At 65.1% G+C, this 18,126-nt stretch carries 14 protein-coding genes; 5 read left to right on the top strand and 9 right to left on the bottom strand.

Annotated elements, in window-relative coordinates; all coding sequences use genetic code 11:
* The first annotated feature begins 6 nt into the window (after positions 1-6).
* Positions 7-1,215 carry a polysaccharide biosynthesis/export family protein gene (locus LJ725_RS22255; RefSeq protein ID WP_230553145.1) on the top strand — a complete coding sequence of 403 codons (1,209 nt, stop codon included), beginning with the start codon at positions 7-9 and terminating at the stop codon, positions 1,213-1,215.
* A 168-nt stretch (positions 1,216-1,383) separates the two neighbouring features.
* Here LJ725_RS22255 and LJ725_RS22250 read toward each other — a convergent pair whose 3' ends face one another.
* Positions 1,384-1,719 (bottom strand): hypothetical protein, encoded by a 336-nt coding sequence (locus LJ725_RS22250; RefSeq protein WP_230553144.1) that lies wholly within the window; start codon positions 1,717-1,719, stop codon positions 1,384-1,386.
* Positions 1,720-2,095: 376 nt separating this feature from the next.
* On the bottom strand, positions 2,096-3,034 hold the full coding sequence (locus LJ725_RS22245) for a glycosyltransferase family protein (RefSeq protein ID WP_230553143.1): 939 nt from the start codon (positions 3,032-3,034) through the stop codon (positions 2,096-2,098).
* 218 nt (positions 3,035-3,252) lie between these two features.
* On the opposite strand from LJ725_RS22245, the gene LJ725_RS22240 reads away from it, so the two are divergent.
* Complete coding sequence (locus tag LJ725_RS22240) at positions 3,253-4,485, top strand: LLM class flavin-dependent oxidoreductase (protein ID WP_230553142.1); 1,233 nt, start codon at positions 3,253-3,255, stop codon at positions 4,483-4,485.
* 37 nt (positions 4,486-4,522) lie between these two features.
* On the opposite strand, the gene LJ725_RS22235 is transcribed toward LJ725_RS22240, so the two are convergent.
* Positions 4,523-5,623, bottom strand: a complete 1,101-nt coding sequence (locus LJ725_RS22235; RefSeq protein WP_230553141.1) for a glycosyltransferase — start codon at positions 5,621-5,623, stop codon at positions 4,523-4,525.
* A 121-nt stretch (positions 5,624-5,744) separates the two neighbouring features.
* Here LJ725_RS22235 and LJ725_RS22230 point away from each other — a divergent pair, with 121 nt between their 5' ends.
* On the top strand, positions 5,745-7,367 hold the full coding sequence (locus tag LJ725_RS22230; protein ID WP_230553140.1) for a hypothetical protein: 1,623 nt from the start codon (positions 5,745-5,747) through the stop codon (positions 7,365-7,367).
* On the opposite strand, the gene LJ725_RS22225 is transcribed toward LJ725_RS22230, so the two are convergent.
* The 3 genes from LJ725_RS22225 to LJ725_RS22215 are packed head-to-tail and all read right to left on the bottom strand — an operon-like array spanning position 7,364 to position 10,743.
* Positions 7,364-8,548, bottom strand: a complete 1,185-nt coding sequence (locus LJ725_RS22225) for a hypothetical protein (protein ID WP_230553139.1) — start codon at positions 8,546-8,548, stop codon at positions 7,364-7,366. The two genes, LJ725_RS22230 and LJ725_RS22225, sit on opposite strands and share 4 nt — an antisense overlap.
* Complete coding sequence (locus tag LJ725_RS22220; protein WP_230553138.1) at positions 8,548-9,300, bottom strand: SDR family NAD(P)-dependent oxidoreductase; 753 nt, start codon at positions 9,298-9,300, stop codon at positions 8,548-8,550. Before LJ725_RS22220 ends, LJ725_RS22225 begins: the two co-directional genes overlap by 1 nt.
* Positions 9,301-10,743: an FAD-binding oxidoreductase gene (locus LJ725_RS22215; protein WP_230553137.1), complete on the bottom strand. Its 1,443-nt coding sequence runs from the start codon at positions 10,741-10,743 to the stop codon at positions 9,301-9,303.
* Between the two features lie 18 nt (positions 10,744-10,761).
* Here LJ725_RS22215 and LJ725_RS22210 point away from each other — a divergent pair, with 18 nt between their 5' ends.
* Complete coding sequence (locus LJ725_RS22210; RefSeq protein ID WP_230553136.1) at positions 10,762-11,625, top strand: decaprenyl-phosphate phosphoribosyltransferase; 864 nt, start codon at positions 10,762-10,764, stop codon at positions 11,623-11,625.
* Positions 11,626-11,631: 6 nt separating this feature from the next.
* Here LJ725_RS22210 and LJ725_RS22205 read toward each other — a convergent pair whose 3' ends face one another.
* From LJ725_RS22205 to LJ725_RS22195, 3 genes are read right to left on the bottom strand one after another with little or no spacing between them, the layout of a single operon-like run.
* Positions 11,632-12,024 carry a GtrA family protein gene (locus LJ725_RS22205; RefSeq protein WP_230553135.1) on the bottom strand — a complete coding sequence of 131 codons (393 nt, stop codon included), beginning with the start codon at positions 12,022-12,024 and terminating at the stop codon, positions 11,632-11,634.
* Between the two features lie 10 nt (positions 12,025-12,034).
* Positions 12,035-13,345: an NAD(P)/FAD-dependent oxidoreductase gene (locus LJ725_RS22200; protein WP_230553134.1), complete on the bottom strand. Its 1,311-nt coding sequence runs from the start codon at positions 13,343-13,345 to the stop codon at positions 12,035-12,037.
* A gap of 2 nt (positions 13,346-13,347) precedes the next feature.
* Positions 13,348-14,289 (bottom strand): NAD-dependent epimerase/dehydratase family protein, encoded by a 942-nt coding sequence (locus LJ725_RS22195; RefSeq protein ID WP_230553133.1) that lies wholly within the window; start codon positions 14,287-14,289, stop codon positions 13,348-13,350.
* Between the two features lie 461 nt (positions 14,290-14,750).
* On the opposite strand from LJ725_RS22195, the gene LJ725_RS22190 reads away from it, so the two are divergent.
* Positions 14,751-18,122, top strand: coding sequence for a glycosyltransferase (locus LJ725_RS22190; RefSeq protein WP_230553132.1), 3,372 nt, complete (start codon positions 14,751-14,753; stop codon positions 18,120-18,122).
* The last annotated feature ends 4 nt before the right edge of the window (positions 18,123-18,126 follow it).

Genomic DNA, 18,126 nt, shown 5'->3' with positions numbered 1-18,126 from the left:
GACCGCATGTCGTTGTCAAAGCTCGTCGTCCTGCTCGTAGGTGCCTTGGCCCTGGCCGGGTGTGCTCTTCCCTCAGCTGGTCCGACGAAAAGTCAGGTCGAACGATCGAGCGATCCCACACTCGACGTCTATCTCGTCAAGGTCACGCCGGCGGTAGTGCGGGCGCTGGCGCAATACAAGACCGACGGTTTCCCGGGATCCTTCCGATTGCAGAACCATCGTCCGACGGTGGCTCTGCAGCCGGGCGACGTGGTCGGCGTCAGCATCTATGAGGCCGGCGGGTCACCCTTGTTCGGCAACTCGACGGGTGGCGCCGCGACGCAGCTTCCGTCTACGGGGGCGCAGGGCACGAACCTGCCCGGACAGTTGATCGAGCCCGACGGCCAGATCCTCATCCCGTTTGTCGGTCGGGTGCGGGTGGCCGGTCGTACGCCTACCCAGGCCGCCGACGAGATCGCCCGCCTTCTCGCGCCCGAGACCGTGAAGCCTCAGGTCCTGGTCACGGTCCTCAACAACAATTCCAATACCGTCTCGGTGGGCGGTGAAGTCAACAAGGCGGGTCTCGTTCCGCTGACCCTGCGCGGCGAGAGGCTGCTGGACGTCATCGCGCAGGCGGGTGGGCCGCGCTACCCGGCCTTCGAAACCGACGTGCGGGTCATGCGCGGCGGCACGGTTGCGTCGATTCCGCTCCAGCAGGTTCTGGTCAGCCCGCCTGACAACATCGTCGCGCGGCCCAACGACACCGTGGTGCTCACGCGCAATCCCAAGACGTTCGTTGTCCTTGGCGCCGTCACCAAGGTCGCGCAGTATGGAATGGAGGCTGAGCGGGTGACCCTCGCCGAAGGCATTGCCCGGGCCGGCGGAACCATGGACGCCTATGGTGACCTTTCAGGCATCTACCTGCTGCGCAACGAACCCTCGGCGCTGGCCCGCTCGGTCATCGCCTCCGACACCGCCGCGGTGGACACGGCCTATGTCCAGACGAGCGAGACCCGCAATCTGAGCGGGCCGCAGACCCGCGTGATCTATCGCATCGACCTCACGCAGACCAATGGTTACTTCTTCGCGCAGAACATGGAGTTGCGCGACAAGGACATCGTGCTCGTGGCCAATGCCGAGACGGCCCAGATCCAGAAGGCTCTGACGCTGTTGCGCGGCTTTACCGGCGCCTACTTCGACGTCAGCCGCGGAGCGACCTACTACGCGCCCCAATAGCGCAGGTCCGGGCGACCGACCTGGCACTGACGAGGCATACATCGCGCCCCATGGGGCATGGCTTCGATGGAGCATGAGAAGGGCGTGCGTCGGGCCAGGGTAAGGCTCTGGCCTTCCGGGAGCCCTGCGGGATCGTCGGCGCCGAGCGGAGGGCGACGCTTCAGAGCCTCAAGGATCGTTCTCGTAGCCCGGTCGGGCAGGGGTCAGGATCAGCCCGTCGGCAGGGTACGGAATACCCGGCAGACCGTCAGGAGGCCGGATCGCCTGACCGTAGGACGGCATGTCGCTGCCCGGCAGACCGGTGGCATAGGGGTACAGCGGAGCGTCTGGCGTACTGCCGACGGTCGAACCGACTGCCGATCCTCCGATCGGCTGGCCTACGGTCGATCCAATGGCACCGCCGACCGCTCCTCCCTCGGCTCCCTGACCCCCTTGCGCGACCTGTTGCGCCAGCGCGGGCATGGCCAGGACGAATCCCGTGAGCAGGAACAGCGATGCCTTCATGGAAGCCCTAATGTGCCCGCAGGCTGGTGACCGATGATCGGGAGTTTGGCGCGCCCCGGCGCCCGCGACAATCCTTCTTGCCGCCGACCTCATCTCGCGAGCGTTCTCAGGGTCTCGTCGACCACCGCGAAGTGCCGGGGCCAACTCGGCGCTGACCGTGCGCCTTGTCTCCGAATCCGCCGCGGCATAGTCGAGTATTGCGGCACGCCACGCTTCGGTGTCGGTCGCCGGCAGGTAGTCCGGAGTGTCTGCGCCGACTTCCTGGAACACCGGCAGGTCGCTACTGAGCACGGCGTGCCTTGACTGAGGGCCTCAGCGAGAGAGAGGCCATATCCCTCGGCAAAGGAGGGGAGCAAAAGGGCGCGCGCTCCCTCGATCAGGCCAGCGATCGCCGCATCGGGCAATCGTCCCAGCTCCTCGACCTTGCCGCGAGGGGGTGCGTTTCGCCCATCATCTCGATGATGTGGCGATTCTTCCATCCGCGGCTTCCCACGAGGAGCAGTCTGGGTGTCTCCTGTCCGTGCTCGGCGTACAGTTCGCGCCACAGGTTCAGGACCAGGAGGTGGTTCTTGCGCGGCTCGATCGTGCCCAGCATCACCAAGTAGGGCTCCGTGGGCGGCTGATGCGAGACATCTACCTTCCTGCAACGGGTGATGCCGAGCGGCGCGACCACGAGCTTTTCCGGCGCCATGTCCCTGCCGAGCCGTTCCTTGAAAGAGACAGCCGTAGCCCATGAATTCACGATGATCGCGTCCGCCAGCCGGGCGGCATTCTCCATGCGGCCGCGGTTGCGATCCTCGGCACCGTCGGGGAAATTGGCCGGCATGAGGCTCGGAAGGATGTCGTGAACGAAGTAAACAAGCTTCAGGTCGCCGGCCGCTTTCGGCCCCGCGATAAGCGAGGAATGCTCGATCTGAAGTTGGGATGGAATGACGTAGATCGAGCGCCCTCCATGCGCCGCGACGAGCCTTCGCAGATCGCCCCAAGGTCTCAAGATCAGCACGGTGTGAATCCAGAGCGCGAGCAGGACGATGCGGAGATAGGCCCGCGTCGATCCCACGTCGCCTTCCCAGTAGCCGGCGATTTCCCGCACGAAGCGGATGGCCAGACGCCCGTCCACGGATCGAAGCCGGCGGAAGGCGTCGAGAACGGTAAAGTGCAGCCGATCCGCCGCAGTCGCGATGAGATGCTCGGCGTACGCCAGTTCGACCCGCGGGATGCCCGTCGGCGTTCTCGACCACGCGGCGAAGACCAGCCTCGACAGGTCGAGGATCAGCTGCGGCGGCACCGGGGGGCGAGGTGGATCACTTCTCACGGGCAGGTCCCAAGCCACAGAGTTAATTGGATAATTCAAGGTTATCCAGTCCGCCTATCGCCGGCCGGGCGCGACCGTCGCTCGAGCCAAGGGGAGTATCCCTCCCGGTCTTCGTCCGCTGATCGAAATCGGCCCCTCCATCCCCTTTCTGCAAGGGGGTGGATCGCGGCATGATCGGCCCTCGAATGTGGATGTGAACAGTCACCGGGGATCTCAACATGCAGCGGCTCAAATTCGGCGCCTTTCTGGCCCCGCACCATCCGATCGGCGAGAACCCGATGCTGCAGTTCCGGCGCGACCTCGACCTCGTCGAGCAGCTCGACGGGCTGGGCTACGACGAATTCTGGTGCGGCGAGCACCATTCCAGCGGCTGGGAGATGATCGCCTCGCCGGAGATGTTCCTCGCGGCCGCCGGAGAGCGCAGCAAGCGCATCAAGCTCGGCACGGGCGTCATCTCGCTGCCCTACCACCATCCCTACAACGTCGCGCAGCGCATGGTGCAGCTCGACCACATGACGGGCGGCCGGGCGATCTTCGGTTCGGGCCCCGGCGCTCTCGCCTCCGACGCCCATACGCTGGGCATCGACCCGATGCTCCAGCGCGACCGGCAGGACCATGCCATCGGTATCATCCGTCGCCTGTTCAGGGGCGAGCGGGTCACCGACAAGACCGACTGGTACACGATGCAGGATGCCGCCCTGCAGCTCCTCCCGCTTCAGGAGGACATGCCGTTCGTGGTCGCCTCGCAGATCAGCCCGTCGGGCATGACGCTGGCCGGCAAGCATGGGATCGGCATCATCTCGATCGGCTCGATGTCGAACGAGGGGCTGTTGGCGCTGCCGACCCAGTGGAAGTTCGCCGAGGACGCGGCGAAGAAGCACGGCCAGACGGTCGACCGCCGGAACTGGCGCGTGCTGCTCTCCTGGCACGTCGCCGAGACGCGCGAGAAGGCGCGCGAGGAAGCGCGAGTCGGACTGCACCGCTGGCACAACGAGTACATCGTCGGCACGCTGCAGCGGCCCGGCGCCGAGCCTTTTGCCGACCCGGACGAGGCGGTGGACAAGACCGCGTTCACGCCGGGATCCGCAGCCACCATCGGTACGCCCGACGACCTCGTGAAGGTGATCAAGGACGTCTATGCCAAGAGCGGGGGCTTCGGCACGGTCGTCGGCTTCGTCCATGACTGGGCCAACCCCGAGAACACCCGCCGCAGCTGGGACATGGTGGCGCGCTACGTCATTCCCGAGATCAACGGCTACGTGACCAAGCTGCGCGAGTCGCAGAAGTTCCTGATCGAGAACCGCGGTGTCTTCGAGCGGGCGCAGCAGGCGATCATGGCCAAGATCATGCAGACCGATGGCGGTGCGGAAGCGCTCAAGGCGACCAAGTCGCCGCGCTTCGCGGCGGCCTCGGCGGCGGTGCCGGACTTCGAGAAGGAAAACGCCCGCTAGCCGAACTCACGAAGGGGCGGCGCCCGCGGGCGCCGCCTCAGTTCTGCTGCTGGCGCCAGACGAAGATCGAGCTCATCGTATAGTTGAAGGTGGCGCCGACGATCACGCCGGCGATGCCTGCGATCCACCAGCTCTCGTTCGACACGAAGAGCCAGGACGCGACGCCGATGTTGGCCAGCGCGCCCACGCCGCAAACCACATAGAACTTCAGCAGTCCCCCCAGCGCCGACAGGCCGCGCAGCTTCATGTCGCTGTACGTCAGGAGGTTGTTGATCAGGAAGTTCGACGTCATGGCAATCACGGTCGCCAGTGACTGCGCCACTTCGAAGCCCAGTCCTGCCAGCATGCCGATCCGCAGCACGACGAGGTGCAAAGCGAGGCCGATGGCACCCACGATCATGAAGAACAGGAAACGCACGGAGATGGCGCCGCCGGTCAGGCGGTGTACCAGCAGGCCCAGGAAATCCATCATGGCCCGGCTGTCGAACTTGGATAGGCCTTCCTGCCGTGAGCGGAAGTGGTAGGGGACCTCGGCCACGCGGACCTGGCCGCGCGTACTGGCGAGTATGTCCAGCAGGATCTTGAATCCGGACGAGATCAAGCTGGGCGCGACCGTCTCGAACACCTCGCGCTTCAGCGCGAAGAAGCCGCTCATCGGATCCGAAACCTGTCGGCCGATCACGATCGAAGAGAGGTGGGTCGCGACCTTGCTGGCGAAGGCACGGCGAGCCGAGAAGCCCTCCTCGGCGCTGCCGTCGCCCACGAACCGGCTGCCGATCACGATGTCGGCCTCGTCGTTCTGCAGCTTGGCGATCATGGCGGGAAGGATGGTCTCGTCATGCTGGAGATCGGCGTCCATGACGGCCACGTAGGGGGCCGCCGAACTCAGGGCGCCCTCGATGCAGGCACCGGCGAGGCCGCGGCGGCCGACACGGCGGAGGCAGCGCACGCGCGGATCGTCCTGCGAGAGCTGCTTGGCCACCTTCCAGGTGCCGTCGGGGCTGTCGTCATCAACGAAGACGATCTCCCAGGCAATATCGCCCATCGTTTTGTCGAGCAGGGCGACGAGACGAGGCAGGTTTTGCGACTCGTTGAACGTCGGCGCGACGACCGTGACCGTCGGAGAAATTGATTGCATCCGCAGGCACTATATTGCGGCCCCCGGCACCGTCCTACTGCGATTTCCGATGCAGATGGTTCTTGTCTGGCAAGACGGCGGCCCTAGACTTCGGCCAGATTTCCGGCGGCCGGTGCAGTGGATGGTTCGATCGTTTGGGGGAGCGGGCAGGGGCCCCGACCGTCTCGTGGCGTGGGCGCCGACTCTTTGCCTCGGTCTCGTCGTCGTCCTGGTGCTGGCCTACACGGCGGCGGGCGCGATCGTACGCCCGAACATGTACTCCGACAGCGGCTGGGGGTTCGTCGGCTGGTACACGCAGGCCCGCGCCTCCGCCTTCAACTATTCGCTGGGTCCCGACCTTTCGGACATTTCGCGTGAAGTCGAAGCCTTCATGAGCACATGGACGCCGGGCCAGCACGTGTTGCCGGGGCTGGTCGAGAGGCTGGGCATGAGCCTCGGCCTCGCGATCATCGTCGTGGTCGCGGCGTTCTCGGTGCTTGGGCTGTTCGGCTGGTATGCGCTCTATCAGGCTTTCGGCTTTCCCGCGCCGACGATCTGGGTGACGCTCCTCATCATCGTCTGCAACAGGTTCTTCAACCTGTCCTTCACCAACTATTCCGGCGGCGAATCGCTGCTTTTCGGCGTCGCGCCGTGGTTCATCCTCATGGTCTGGCGGCTGCGCGACTTCCGTTGGTTTTCCGTGATCCCCTTCGTGGCCGGAACGGCGGTTCTGGTCTTCGCCAAGCTGAGCGGCATCATCATCGGTGCTGCGGTCGTGGGCGGCGCCGCGGTTTGCGGCGAAAGGGCCTGGGCGACCTGGGACACGCTGCGCAAGCTGGTCGTGGCCGGCATCGCCATCGCCCTGATGGGCGTGATCTTCTATTTCAGCTGGTACACGCGCGGCGTCACTGCGGCCTCGATCCCGACGACCCTCCATCCCGACGGGCTTGTCTTCTACGTCTCGCTGGGCGTCGCGTGCCTGTGGAGCGCCAGCCTTTCGCTTCTCGACCTCGGAAACTACCTGTTCCTCAATCCCGGGCGGCAGGTGCTGAAGTCGATCGACGCCGTGGTCTATGCCTTCTTTCCTCTGGCGGTCGCGACTTTCGCGGTGTCCTGCGTGCGGCTGCGTCACGGCTACGGCGAGTATCTGCGCTTCGCCTTCGCCACCTGCGGCGCGATCCTGGTCGTGTTCCTCGGAACTTGGATGGCCGCCAAGTCGGTGAGCTTCGACGAGCGGCACTTCCGTATTCCGGCGCTGCTGCTCTTCATCGGCGTGGTCCATGCCTTCATCTCCAGCCGCTCGTGGAGTCTCCGGGTTTCCTTCGCCGCGGTCGCGGGCCTGGCGTGCCTGTACGGGGTCACCTCGTTCGTAACGCGCACCATTGCCAATTCGCATTACCCGATGGGCGACCGCGGCTTCCGGCAGATGAATGCGACGGCCGAGGCGATCGCCTTCATCCGCACCATCGACCTGGCCGGGCCGGATGCGCGGAAGACGCTGATCTTCCTACCCTCGCCCGAGATTGCGCTGGAGGTCCGCAATGCGCGGAACTGGTCCAACCTCGCCGATTTCGACTCGCTAGAGGACCTGAAGGCGCAGGCCTATCGCGGCCGCATCGACCGACTGTACGTCTTCGTGCAGAGGAAGCTGCTGGGCAATGGCAAGGCCGATGCCATCCTGCGGTCCTTCGTCGACTATCCGATCGACGGCTGGACCATGGTGCCGCTTGGCGACATGGTCTGCTTCTATCAGGTCCGCAGCTAGCGGGCATTGCTGTACTTGTAGAAGCGGACGATCTCGATCGGCATCAGATTGCCCTCGGAGTAGCGGTTGCTGACACCGCCGAACAGGCTGTTGACCGGACTCGCGAAGGAAACGAGGAAGGCCAGGATGGCGATCCCCCGCAGATCCTTGAGGCCGAGGCGGGCCCAGGCGGCGACGGCCATCGACACATAGACAAGCGGCAGGGTGTAGGCGAGGCTTCGGTCGACGTCGAGCACCATGAACGATGCCGCCACGATCGCGCCGGTCACGCCGAGGATCGCCAGCAGCGAGAACCACCAGCGGTTCCGCACCAGCAGGATGCAGGCGACGAGCGGCCACAGCCACAGGCCCGCCAGCACGTGCGGCAGCTCGTACTGCAGGTTCGGCAGGTTGATCGGAAGGACGCCGAAGCCGACATCGTTGCCGGCGCCGATCGGGATGTGCAGCCCGAAGCCGAACATCAAGACGAGGCGGATGGCCCCCGCGACCAGGATGGCCGTGGCCACCGTGATGGTCTGGAGGTTGAACCAGTCGGGCCGGCTTCCGTCGCTGTCGCGCATTGCCCAGTAGATGACGAGCAGCGGCGACACGATGACGGCGCGCTCGTCGGTGAAGCAGGCAGCGATTACGGCGGGAAAGATCACCGCGGGATGGCGAAAGGCCACCGCCACGGTGAGGAAGGCGAAGGCGAAGGCGTCGCCCATCCCGCCCAGCTGCAGGAATGCCGCCTTGCCCGCGTAGATCGAGGAAACGCCGAAGACGCTTGCGAGCGCCACGATCCGGTCACGGAACAGGTCCATGGCGATCTTGCCGACCAGGAAGAGCATCAGCACGCCCAGCCCGAACTGGATGGCCAGCAGGCCGCGCCAGTCGATGTGGAGGACCTTCAGGGTGAGCGGCAGGGTCAGCCGGAACGCCAACTTTGCGTCGTGCAGAGCATGGTCTTTGTACTGGTCGCCCACGGTAGCCAGCGGGTTGGCGGCCTGGCGCTCCAGCACCGGCCAGAAATTGACGATCTGGCTGTCGGTGCCGAGGAAGAAACTGATGCGCGGGAAAGAGATGAACAGCGACAGCCCGAGCGCGACCGTCACGCCCCAGACCAGCCACAGGCGGCGGCCGGCAAGCAGGCCGAAGGCCCGCTCGAGCGTCGACATCACCGCGTCGTAAATCTCTTTCAGCATCAGATGTTGAGCCTGTTGAAGATGAAGTTCGGTAGGTTGCGCACGACGAACATGATGAGCTGCCACTTGCGCGGCAGGTAGGCGACCGGCGTGCCGCGCTCGATCGCGTTCACCGTGCCCTCCGCCACCGACTCGACGGAGGCGAGCTTGCGGCCCTGCGCCTTGTACGGGGCGGTCATCGGCGTGTCCGTGGGGCCGGGCTTGATCAGGACGATCTTTACCCCTGTGCCGGCGAAACGGTGCTGCATGCCTTGCGCGTAGCGATCCATCAGAGCCTTCGAGGCGCCGTAGACGTAGTTGGCGCGACGGCCGCGATCCCCGGCGACCGATCCGATCAGGGCGAGGGTGCCTTTGCCGGCGCGTTCCATTGCGCCTGCGAAGGCCTCGGCGAACAGAACCGGGGAGACGCCATTGACCTCGAGCGATTCGCGCGCGCGGGAGATATTGTCCTGGCAGGGTTGCTGCTGCGACAGGACTCCATGGGCAATCAGAGCAACGTCCACCGGCGCCTGCGCCGTCCAGCGCGCCACGGCGTCGGCGATGGCCTTCGTCGACAGGAAGTCCATCGTCTCGACCGACACCCCGACATCGCCGCCGCGTGCCTGCAGATCGGCGGCGATGCGCTCGGCAAGGGCGACGTTGCGCGCGACCAGGATCAACTCGACCGGCCCCTGGCGTACCCACAGGCGGCAGCAATGCTCGGCTATGGCGGAGGTCGCGCCGATCACGACGATGCGCTTTTTCTTGTCCACTCAACGCCCCATCAGACGGCGGGACATGCCGGAGCTCATCCCTGGATCGCGGAATCTCTCAAGCTCCGATGCCTTTGGATAGCTCGCCTCGAACAGGTCGCGCGGCATGCGGGCGTCCTTGGCGAGATAAAGCCGCCCGCCGGCCGCCCGAACCACGGCGTCGAGTTCGACAAACAGCCGCTCGGTTCGTGCCCCTCTGTTGGGAAAATCCAGGGAGAGGGTGATGCCCGGCATCGGAAAGCTCAACAGGCCGGGCGAGGCACGCTCGCCAAAGGTCTTGATGACCGCCAGGAAAGATCCCTGGCCGGACTTCGCGATGATGTCGAGAATCTCGCGCAGGGCCGCCGGTCCCGCGTCGCGGGGCACCACGAGCTGGTACTGGTAGAAGCCGCGCGGCCCGTAGAGCCGGTTCCAGTCCTGCACGTCGTCGAGCGGGAAGAGGAAGGTCTCGAAGGGCCGCCGCCTGGTCCCGCCGCGGTAGCTGTTCAGGTGATAGTAGAGCGTGTTGAAAACCGGCAGCGAAAGCTGGTTGAAGAGCGAGAGGGGCGGCGTGAAGGGAACGGCGCGCCGGCGCGGCACCGGCGGTTTTCCCGACTGTTCGACGGCCGGATTGGCGCGCAGGAATATCCCGCGTGTCCGCCGGCCGGAGGTGCAGTCGAGCCAGGACACCGTATGCTCCCAGAGCGGCTCGGAATCGTCCGCGAGGGTCAGGAATTCGTCGAGGGTGCGATATGGCAGGATCTCGGTGTCCAACCACGGTCCCGTCACGGGCTGCAGCTGCAGTTCCGCCACGGCGATCAGCCCGGTCAGCCCGATGCCGCCCACGGTGGCGGCAAACAGGTCGGGGCGTACGCCGGGGCTGCATTCGACGATCTGGCCGTCGGTTCGCAGCAGCCTGAGGTTCCGGACGTGATGGCCAAACGACCCCACGCGATGATGGTTCTTGCCGTGCACGTCGTTGGCGATCGCGCCGCCCACGCTGACGATCTGGGTCCCCGGGATCACCGGCAGGCTCCAGCCGCGGGGGATCATGGCGCGCTGGATTTCGCGCAATTGCACGCCGGCCTCGCAGACGAGCCGGCCCATCTCGGGGTCGAAGGAGTGGAAACGGTCCAGGCGCCTGGTGTCGAGCAGCGTTCCGCCGGGGTTCAGGCAGGCGTCGCCGTAGCTTCTGCCCATCCCGATCGGAATCGCGGGCCCGGTGTCCTGCAACTGGCGGGACAAGGCCGAGTAGTCCGACAGTTCGACGACTTGATGAGGCTCCGCGCTCAGGCGTCCCCAGGAGGAAACAGGTCTCATCCGTCCTGTGCCCAGAAGCGAATTGATCGCGCCGATGCTACTTCCTCCGCCGGGTGAAGGCCACGCCAATAACGCCGCCGGCCGGCCTGGGCGGGCGCTGAGGGATTGCCAGAGTCCGGGAGAGTGCGCATAGATGCCTGCCATGCGGGGTGGCTTGGGGCAATGAGTTCGTCTGCGTCGGGCGGGATGATCGTGGGGCTGATCCAATTGGTGCGGCCCCGCCAGTGGGTGAAGAACGGCTTCGTCTTCGCGCCGCTGGTCTTCGCCCGCGAATTCACGAATCCGGCCTCCATCAAGCTGTCGCTCCTGGCCTTCGCGCTGTTCTGCGCAGCATCGTCGGCCTGCTACATCGTGAACGACCTGCACGACATCGAGCGCGACCGGCGTCATCCGACCAAACGCTTCTCGCGCCCGCTCGCCGCCGGCCGCGTCTCGCGCGGCGGCGCACTGGCGCTGCTGGGCCTGATCCTGGCGGCGCTGGCGGTGGCCGCGGTCTTCCAGCCCTACGTCATGGCCGTGATCGCGGGCTATCTGGTTCTCAACATCGCCTATACCTTCGTGCTGAAGCAGCAGCCGGTGCTCGACATCTTCAGCATCGCGATCGGCTTCGTGCTGCGCATCTGCGCCGGCGCCGTGGTGCTCGACCTGCCGCTCTCCGGCTGGATGCTGATTACGACCCTCTGCCTCGCGCTCTATCTCGCCGCCGTGAAACGCCGGCAGGAGCTGCTCGGAAGCGGCTCGGACGGCCGTGAGGTGCTGGACAAGTATTCGCCGGCGCTCATCGAGCGATATGCCGAGATGTCGGCGACGGGCGCGTTGGTGTTCTATAGCTTGTTCGTCATGTCGGCGAACCAGAAGCTGACGGCGACCATCCCCTTGGTGATCTTCGGCCTATTCCGCTACTGGTACGTGGTCGAGCGGCTGGGCGCCGGCGAATCGCCGACCGATGCGCTGCTGTCTGACCTGCCGCTTCTGGCGACGGTCCTTGCCTGGGTCGGAGTCTGCGCGCTCGTCCTCTACGCCTAGGGGCGGCTACCTTCGTGCGAAGGTATAGAAGCGGTGGCCGACGAAGCTCGTGACGGCGGGCGCCAGCACGCCGATCAGATGGGCAAGGTCTTCGGCGTGCCAGGTGAAGCCGATCGCGGGAAACACGATCCGCGCCAGTCCGACGCTGATCAGCCACACGAAACCCATTGCCACGAGATTGACCAGCACGAAGCGGCGGACCTCCGAGGCGACCGACCGGCCGGAGGCCTCGAAAACGAACCGGCGCGCCAGCAGATAGGCGGTTGCCATGCCCAGCGTGTAGGCAAGCGCCACGGCCGCCTCGAAAGACATGATGTGATTGAGCGCGTAGCGACTGATCAGGTTGACGAGGGCGGCAATGCCGCCGGTGACCAGGAATTTCAGGAACTGGAGGTTCATCGACCCCAGTCTAACGATTCTCGGCGCGCCAGACGCCGGGATCGTCGATCGCCTGCGCCATCAGCCTGCCGTAGCGCACGCTCTCGGAAATGCCGCGATCCTCGGGATAATAGAAGCAGGTGTCGGCGATCTGCAGGCCGTCGATCGCAGTCTGCACCTTCGGGATCTTCGCGAGGAAGCCCGGCTCGCAGACGGGCTGGGCATAGTTGAGGCGGCCGACCTGGCTTGCGAGGAGATCGCCGGCCTGCAGGGCGGGGTTGAGCTTCTGCAGGTAGCCGAAAGCCTCGGCGACGAAAGCCTCTGAACTGCGGCCGAATTTGGGATGCGTCTGCGGCATGTAGTAGGGCACGTAGACGACGGTCTCTGACAGGTGCCGCAGGTTCGAGAATTCGACGATGCCGGGGATCTCGATGTCGGCGTCGCTGATGTTCAGCCAGAAGTGCTTCGTGACCGGCTTGCCGAGTTTGAAGAGCACGCAGACGACGCCGATGTTGCGGATCGCGTCGTACTTCGCCTTGGCCTCGGCCGACAGGCCCGGCACCAGTTTCGACACGAAGGGTGTTGGCACGGTCGAGATGACGGCGTCGAACGACTGGGCGGCGCCATCGACGACCAACCCTGTCACGCGGCCGTTCTCGCTGGTGATTTCGCTGACTCGTGCGCCGAGCTTCAGCATGCCGCCGTGGTTCTCGACGGCGTCGACCAGCGTATCGATCAGTGTCTGCGAACCGCCGTCGATGTAGCCCAATTCCTCCTGCAGGAGTGAGGCGCGCGAGGTACCGACGCGCTTGATGCGCGTCCAGATCCAGGCAGCCGAGATGTTGTCGGCATACTCGAAGAACTTGAGATCGAAGAGGCGCCGCCACAGCACGTCGTAGGCGCGCTGCCCGCTCCATCGGACGATCCAGTCCCGCGCATTGACCTTCTCCAGCGACGACCAGTCGTTCCGCCGGGTCGACAGGAACATCTGCAAGCCGTAGCGGATCTTCGAGATCAGCCCGAGCTTGGGAAAGGTGAGAAGGGCGAGCGGATCGCCCCAGCGATGGTGCCTGCCGTCGACGAAATAGCCCATCGACGTCTTGCGCCAGACCATGCGGTCGCCGATGCCCAGTTCCTGCATCAGCTCGAAGGTCGGCCGGTCGGACTTGCAGACGAAATGGTAGAAGCGCTCGATCGACAGGCCGGCGAAGTCGAAATGGGCCGCCATGCCGCCCGCCACGCGGTCGGCTTCGAAGACCGTGACTTCGTGACCGGCCTTGAGCGCATGGTAGGCAGAGGCCAGTCCCATGGCGCCCGCACCGATGACGGCGACGCGGGCCATCCTCAGAACTCCAGGACGACGCTGGAATAGACCGGATCGCGGAAGGTCTCGCGCAGACCCTCGAGGATCGGAGTCGATTTCACGCCGAAGAGGCGCGGCCAGTCGATCACCTCGAAGGTTTCCGGAACCACCAGCGCCGCCAGCTGGCTCACCGTGAAGGGCGGATTGGAATCCACCATCGCATAGAGTTGCAGAAGGGTGCGGAACAGGCCGTAGGGGATGCGGATGATGGCGGCCTTGGCGCCGCTCGCCTCCTTGAGCGCCCGGATCAGGTCGATATAGGCGATCTGCTCCTGGCCGGAGATGTTGAACACCTGCCCCGGCCGAGGCTCGGCGATGCAGGCGGCGATGATGTTGCAGAAATCGCCGACATAGAGCGGCTGGCGCAGGTACTGGCCGTGGCCCGGGATCGGGAACACCGGCGTGCGCGCCATGAAGCGCGCCAGCCAGCCCAGATGCTTGCGGTCGAACCAGCCGTACATCAGCGTCGGGCGCAGCACGCAGGTCGGGATGCCGCTGTCGAGCGCGAGCTTCTCCTGCGCCTTCTTGGACTCGGTGTAGAAATCGTGCGCCAGCGAGTTCACCACCGACGAGCTGATGTGGACGATCTGGCCGACGTCGTGCCGTCGCGCGGCCTCGAGCACCCGTTCGGTCGCGACCACGTTGTTGGCGGTGAACGGCGCCTCGGTGAGTGCCGCGATCTGGGCGTGGCAGAGGACCAGGGTTCCGGCGCCGGCCAGAGCCTGCTGCCAGCCATCGTCGGTGGCGAGGTCGGCCTCGACCAGGCGGACGTCAGGATGGAGTTTCCTGAAAATCGCGTTGTTGGCGGGATGCTTGTCGATGCCGATCAGAGGCCCCATGCCCCGCGCCTTCAGGCGGGGGATGAGATTCTGCCCGGCGAGGCCAGCAGCGCCCGTGATGACGATCGGGCCTCCTTCAGGCATTCAGCGACCTCGTGCGGCAGGTCGATTTCGGAGCCGATGCGCTCGAAGCTCGTTTCCCGAGGGACCTGGAGGGACAAGGGGCCCGGGAAATGGCATCGCACGAGCAGTTTCGATCACGATCTGGAAAATTGCGGGCCGGGAAATCCGGTAGAGTGGCAGTCGCGTCATAAACCTGTGCGGCTCAACGTCTTGAGCTCCTGAACTGTTAACTTGGAGTCATTCAGGAAATCGGTCAACGCCCACGCCGGCCAGCATTGCGTCTTACTTGCTGCCTCATTCGTCCATCAGAGAAATGCGCCGCTTCTGTGGCGTGATGGACCGAATTTGGATGCCTCCGTGGGAAGGATTCCGGGGGAAAATGGGCTAAGCTGCTCTTATCCATTTTTGTGACTTGTGCGCCTGTTCGCAGGTGCGTACTAGGTGCGATCTTGATGTCCATCAGTGAGGCTGGGAGCAGGCGAGTGGATACTTTTGCGGGTGGTGGCTCAGTCAAATTGGGCAGCGCAGCGCTCGAAGAGATCCTTTGTAGGGTTGCTCCCGTCGGAATCCTCGGAAACCTCGTTCCTCACGCCGTCGATGCCTGGTCGATCGAGTTTCCGGACCTTGGCTCTCTGCCGCGCTTCGAGGACGAACCGGCGCGGCTTCGGATCTGTATCGCCACGGAAGACATCGTCGGTCCGGTCCGCAACGGGGGCATCGGAACGACCTACTCGGCCCTGTCCGAACTGCTCGCAAAACTCGGACACGACGTCACGATTCTCTACCTCAAGGGGCAGGAGGTTGAGAACGGGACCATCGAGCAGTGGATCGAGTTCTACGCCGCGAAGTCCGTTCGCTTCGTGCCGGTTCCTAACTATGCCGCCGTCGACCGCTTCCAGACCGGCGCCGATCGCTGGCTGCACGCGCCATACAACATGCTGAAGTATCTGACCGACCATCCGATGGACGTGGTGCACGTCTCCGAATGGCGCGGGTCCGGTTATCTGTGCCTTCTTGCGAAGCGGCAGCACCTGGCCTTCCAGGAAACCCTGTTCGTAGTGAAGACGTCGTCTCCCTGGATTTGGAACAGGCTCTACGGCTCGCAGCCGCTGGACCGGGTGGACGATCTCGCCAAGGTCCATGCCGAACGTCGCAGCGTCGAGTTCGCCGACATGGTCATCGGCGGCAGCCTTCATCTGCTGCGCTGGATGGCCAGTCAGGGGTACAAGATCCCTCGCGACCGCACTTTCGTTCAACCCAACGTGGCCACGTTTGATCATCTCAGCGGTCTGATGAACGCCCGCAACTGGGAGCGCGGCAAGCGCCACCCGATCGACGAAGTGGTCTTCTTCGGGCGCCTGGAGGCGCGCAAGGGGCTCTTCACGTTCGTGCAGGCCATCAAGCGCCTGCTTCGCCAGGGCCAGGCGCTGCCCAAGAAGATCACGTTCATGGGCAAGCCCGGCGCTCGACTCATGGCGAGGCCGGACCAGGACATCATCGACTACATCGCGGAGGAGACCAAGGATTGGCCGACGACGGTCGAGGTCCTCAGTGACTTCCAGCAGTACGATGCATTGCAGTATCTGCTGAGCGGAAACCGACTGGCGGTGATGCCGTCGATGATCGAGAACTCTTCGCTCGCGGTCTATGAAGCGGCGATCTGCGGCATCCCGTTCATCGCTTCGGCCTCCGGCGGGACGCCGGAGCTCGTCGCTTCGATCGATCACCCCCATGTTCTTTGTGAGGCGCATCCCATTCCGCTCGCGGAAAAGATCGAGGAAGCGCTGAGGCTCGGCGGGTATGTGGCGCGGGCCAGTTTCGACAATGCCGAGAACCTGGAGCAATGGCGTCGGTTTCACCTCGATCTTGGGCGTGGGCTGTTGAAGCAGCTGTTGCCGCCGATCAGGAAAGGCGCCGAGATCCTCTCGACCGTATCGGTGTGCATCTATCACGCCGGTTCCGACGAGAAGCTGCAGGCGACGCTGGCTTCCATCAAGGAGCAGGATCACCCGCCGGAAGAGATACTGATTGCCGTCGACACGGACAATGTCGACGGGCTGGCGAACGCCCAATCGGTTGCGTCCGCCGCCGGGGTGACGGCCACCATCGTGCCAGCCTTCGACTTCGACGCTGGCCATGCGTTCAATCTCCTCGCCGGGCAGGTCAGGTCCGAATACATGCTGTTCCTGTGGGCGGGATCCACGATCCGTCCGATGGCCTTGCGCGCGCTCACGAAAGTCGCCGCATCGAGCAATGCGAACCTGGTGAACTACTTTTTCCGGGTGACGCACGTCGGGGATCAGTCGAGCCGCGACTATCTCAGTGCGATCGTATTCGGCAACGTCGCCCAGAGTTTCTTTCGCACGGACGTGACTTCGCTGCCGCTGCTCGTGCGGCGCCACACCTTTGCCGAACTGGGCGGCTTCAGCACGGACTATCGCGTCCTGGCGCACGACCATGAGCTGGTCGCCAAGGCCCAGATCAGTGGTGTCCATTGCGAGACGGCGCTTCTGGAACTTGGCACGGTTCCGGCCTGGGAAGAGGAGTGGCTCAAGGCGAAGTGCTACGACCAGTCGGTCGCGCAGTTCAGGGCGATCCGCCCGGAACTGGCGGCGACGCCGCTGGCGCTGCGCGAACTGCTTCTGATGGCGAAGGGGCTGCAGAAATCGGGCGGTCGTCGCAAGGTTCCTGGAAAGGCGCAGACGGTCAAGAAGGTCGAGGCCGAAGTCGAGGGACCCATCGGAAGATTGCTGATGGCCTTGTCGCGCGACCTGCATGAGGAGCCGTCCGACGGTGGGCCGAAGAAGCCTGCGCCAGCGGGCCAACAGGCCAAGCAGCCCGGCGGACAGGCGGGCGCCGGCAAGTCGCCAGGCCAGACTGCAGAAGCCGGTCGCCCACCCTCCAAGGCGCCCGGTTCCCCTGGCGGCGGGCTGGTCAAGTCCAAGGTCGTTGCGGCGGATATCCGCAAGGACAGGGTGGCTGCGAAGCAGGCCTCCCTGCGCGGCGCCGGTCTGGTGCAATTGATCGACGAACTCTCGGCGGACCCGCTGGAAGTCCCTCCGGCCAAGCCGGCGGCGCTGACGGCACGCGCGCGAATCAGCGACCCCCGTCCGCCCGTGAAGCCGTCGCGGCAGGCCGGGCCTCAACCGGATCGGCTGCATTCGGGCGAAGGCAGGAACTACTCGGGACGCTTTCTCGGCGTGCACCAGGGTATCGCCTACGGCTGGGTGCGGAATGACGACCAACCCAAAACGCCGGTCGTCGTCGATGTCATGGTCGACGGGAATGTTCCCCAGGAAGTTCGGGCCGATATCGATCTGCCCACGGCCGTGGTCATGCCGCCGCAGATGCGGGGCCACGGTTTCGCGATCCCGCTTTCCAAGAAGTGGCGAGGCCTCTTCAGCAGGAAGTCGACGAAAGACGTTTTGCTGCGCATCAATGGCACCGATATCGAGATCGCGCGGCTCGCCATTAGGCGTAACGCGGACCAGCTCGAGGAAGCCGGCTACGACGGCCATTGCGACGCCGCCGACGCCGTCGATGGAGTGCTGCGCGGATGGGTCTGGCAGCCATCCGATCCCGACGCGGTCGTCGACATTAGCGTCTTCGTGGACGGCAAGTTCCTGACCCGCGTGGCGGCCGGCAGTGTGCGGGACGACGTGCGGGCGGCCGGCATCGGAAGCGGGCATTACGGCTTCGCCGTGCCAGTGCCCAAGCCACTGTGCGACGGCACGCCCCGGCAGATCGACGTCGTCGTCGCCCATGCGGGGTTGCTCCTGAAGGGCGGACAGTTGACGATGGTCGGGGAACGGTTTTCCGTCAGGGAACGAAGCTGGCGGCTCCGGGCCGCCTGAGGCG

The sequence above is a fragment of the Reyranella aquatilis genome (assembly GCF_020880995.1).
GTDB classification, from domain to species: Bacteria; Pseudomonadota; Alphaproteobacteria; order Reyranellales; family Reyranellaceae; genus Reyranella; species Reyranella aquatilis.
The sequence above is the reverse complement of the archived record's forward strand: the minus strand, read 5'-3'. Positions and strand labels throughout refer to the sequence as shown.

Coding starts and splice junctions, on each gene's coding strand:
- LJ725_RS22255 (WP_230553145.1), top strand. CDS start 7: ATGTCGTTGTCAAAGCTCGTCGTCCTGCTCGTAGGTGCCTTGGCCCTG.
- LJ725_RS22250 (WP_230553144.1), bottom strand. CDS start 1,719: ATGAAGGCATCGCTGTTCCTGCTCACGGGATTCGTCCTGGCCATGCCC.
- LJ725_RS22240 (WP_230553142.1), top strand. CDS start 3,253: ATGCAGCGGCTCAAATTCGGCGCCTTTCTGGCCCCGCACCATCCGATC.
- LJ725_RS22235 (WP_230553141.1), bottom strand. CDS start 5,623: ATGCAATCAATTTCTCCGACGGTCACGGTCGTCGCGCCGACGTTCAAC.
- LJ725_RS22230 (WP_230553140.1), top strand. CDS start 5,745: ATGGTTCGATCGTTTGGGGGAGCGGGCAGGGGCCCCGACCGTCTCGTG.
- LJ725_RS22225 (WP_230553139.1), bottom strand. CDS start 8,548: ATGCTGAAAGAGATTTACGACGCGGTGATGTCGACGCTCGAGCGGGCC.
- LJ725_RS22215 (WP_230553137.1), bottom strand. CDS start 10,743: ATGGCAGGCATCTATGCGCACTCTCCCGGACTCTGGCAATCCCTCAGC.
- LJ725_RS22210 (WP_230553136.1), top strand. CDS start 10,762: ATGAGTTCGTCTGCGTCGGGCGGGATGATCGTGGGGCTGATCCAATTG.
- LJ725_RS22205 (WP_230553135.1), bottom strand. CDS start 12,024: ATGAACCTCCAGTTCCTGAAATTCCTGGTCACCGGCGGCATTGCCGCC.
- LJ725_RS22200 (WP_230553134.1), bottom strand. CDS start 13,345: ATGGCCCGCGTCGCCGTCATCGGTGCGGGCGCCATGGGACTGGCCTCT.
- LJ725_RS22195 (WP_230553133.1), bottom strand. CDS start 14,289: ATGCCTGAAGGAGGCCCGATCGTCATCACGGGCGCTGCTGGCCTCGCC.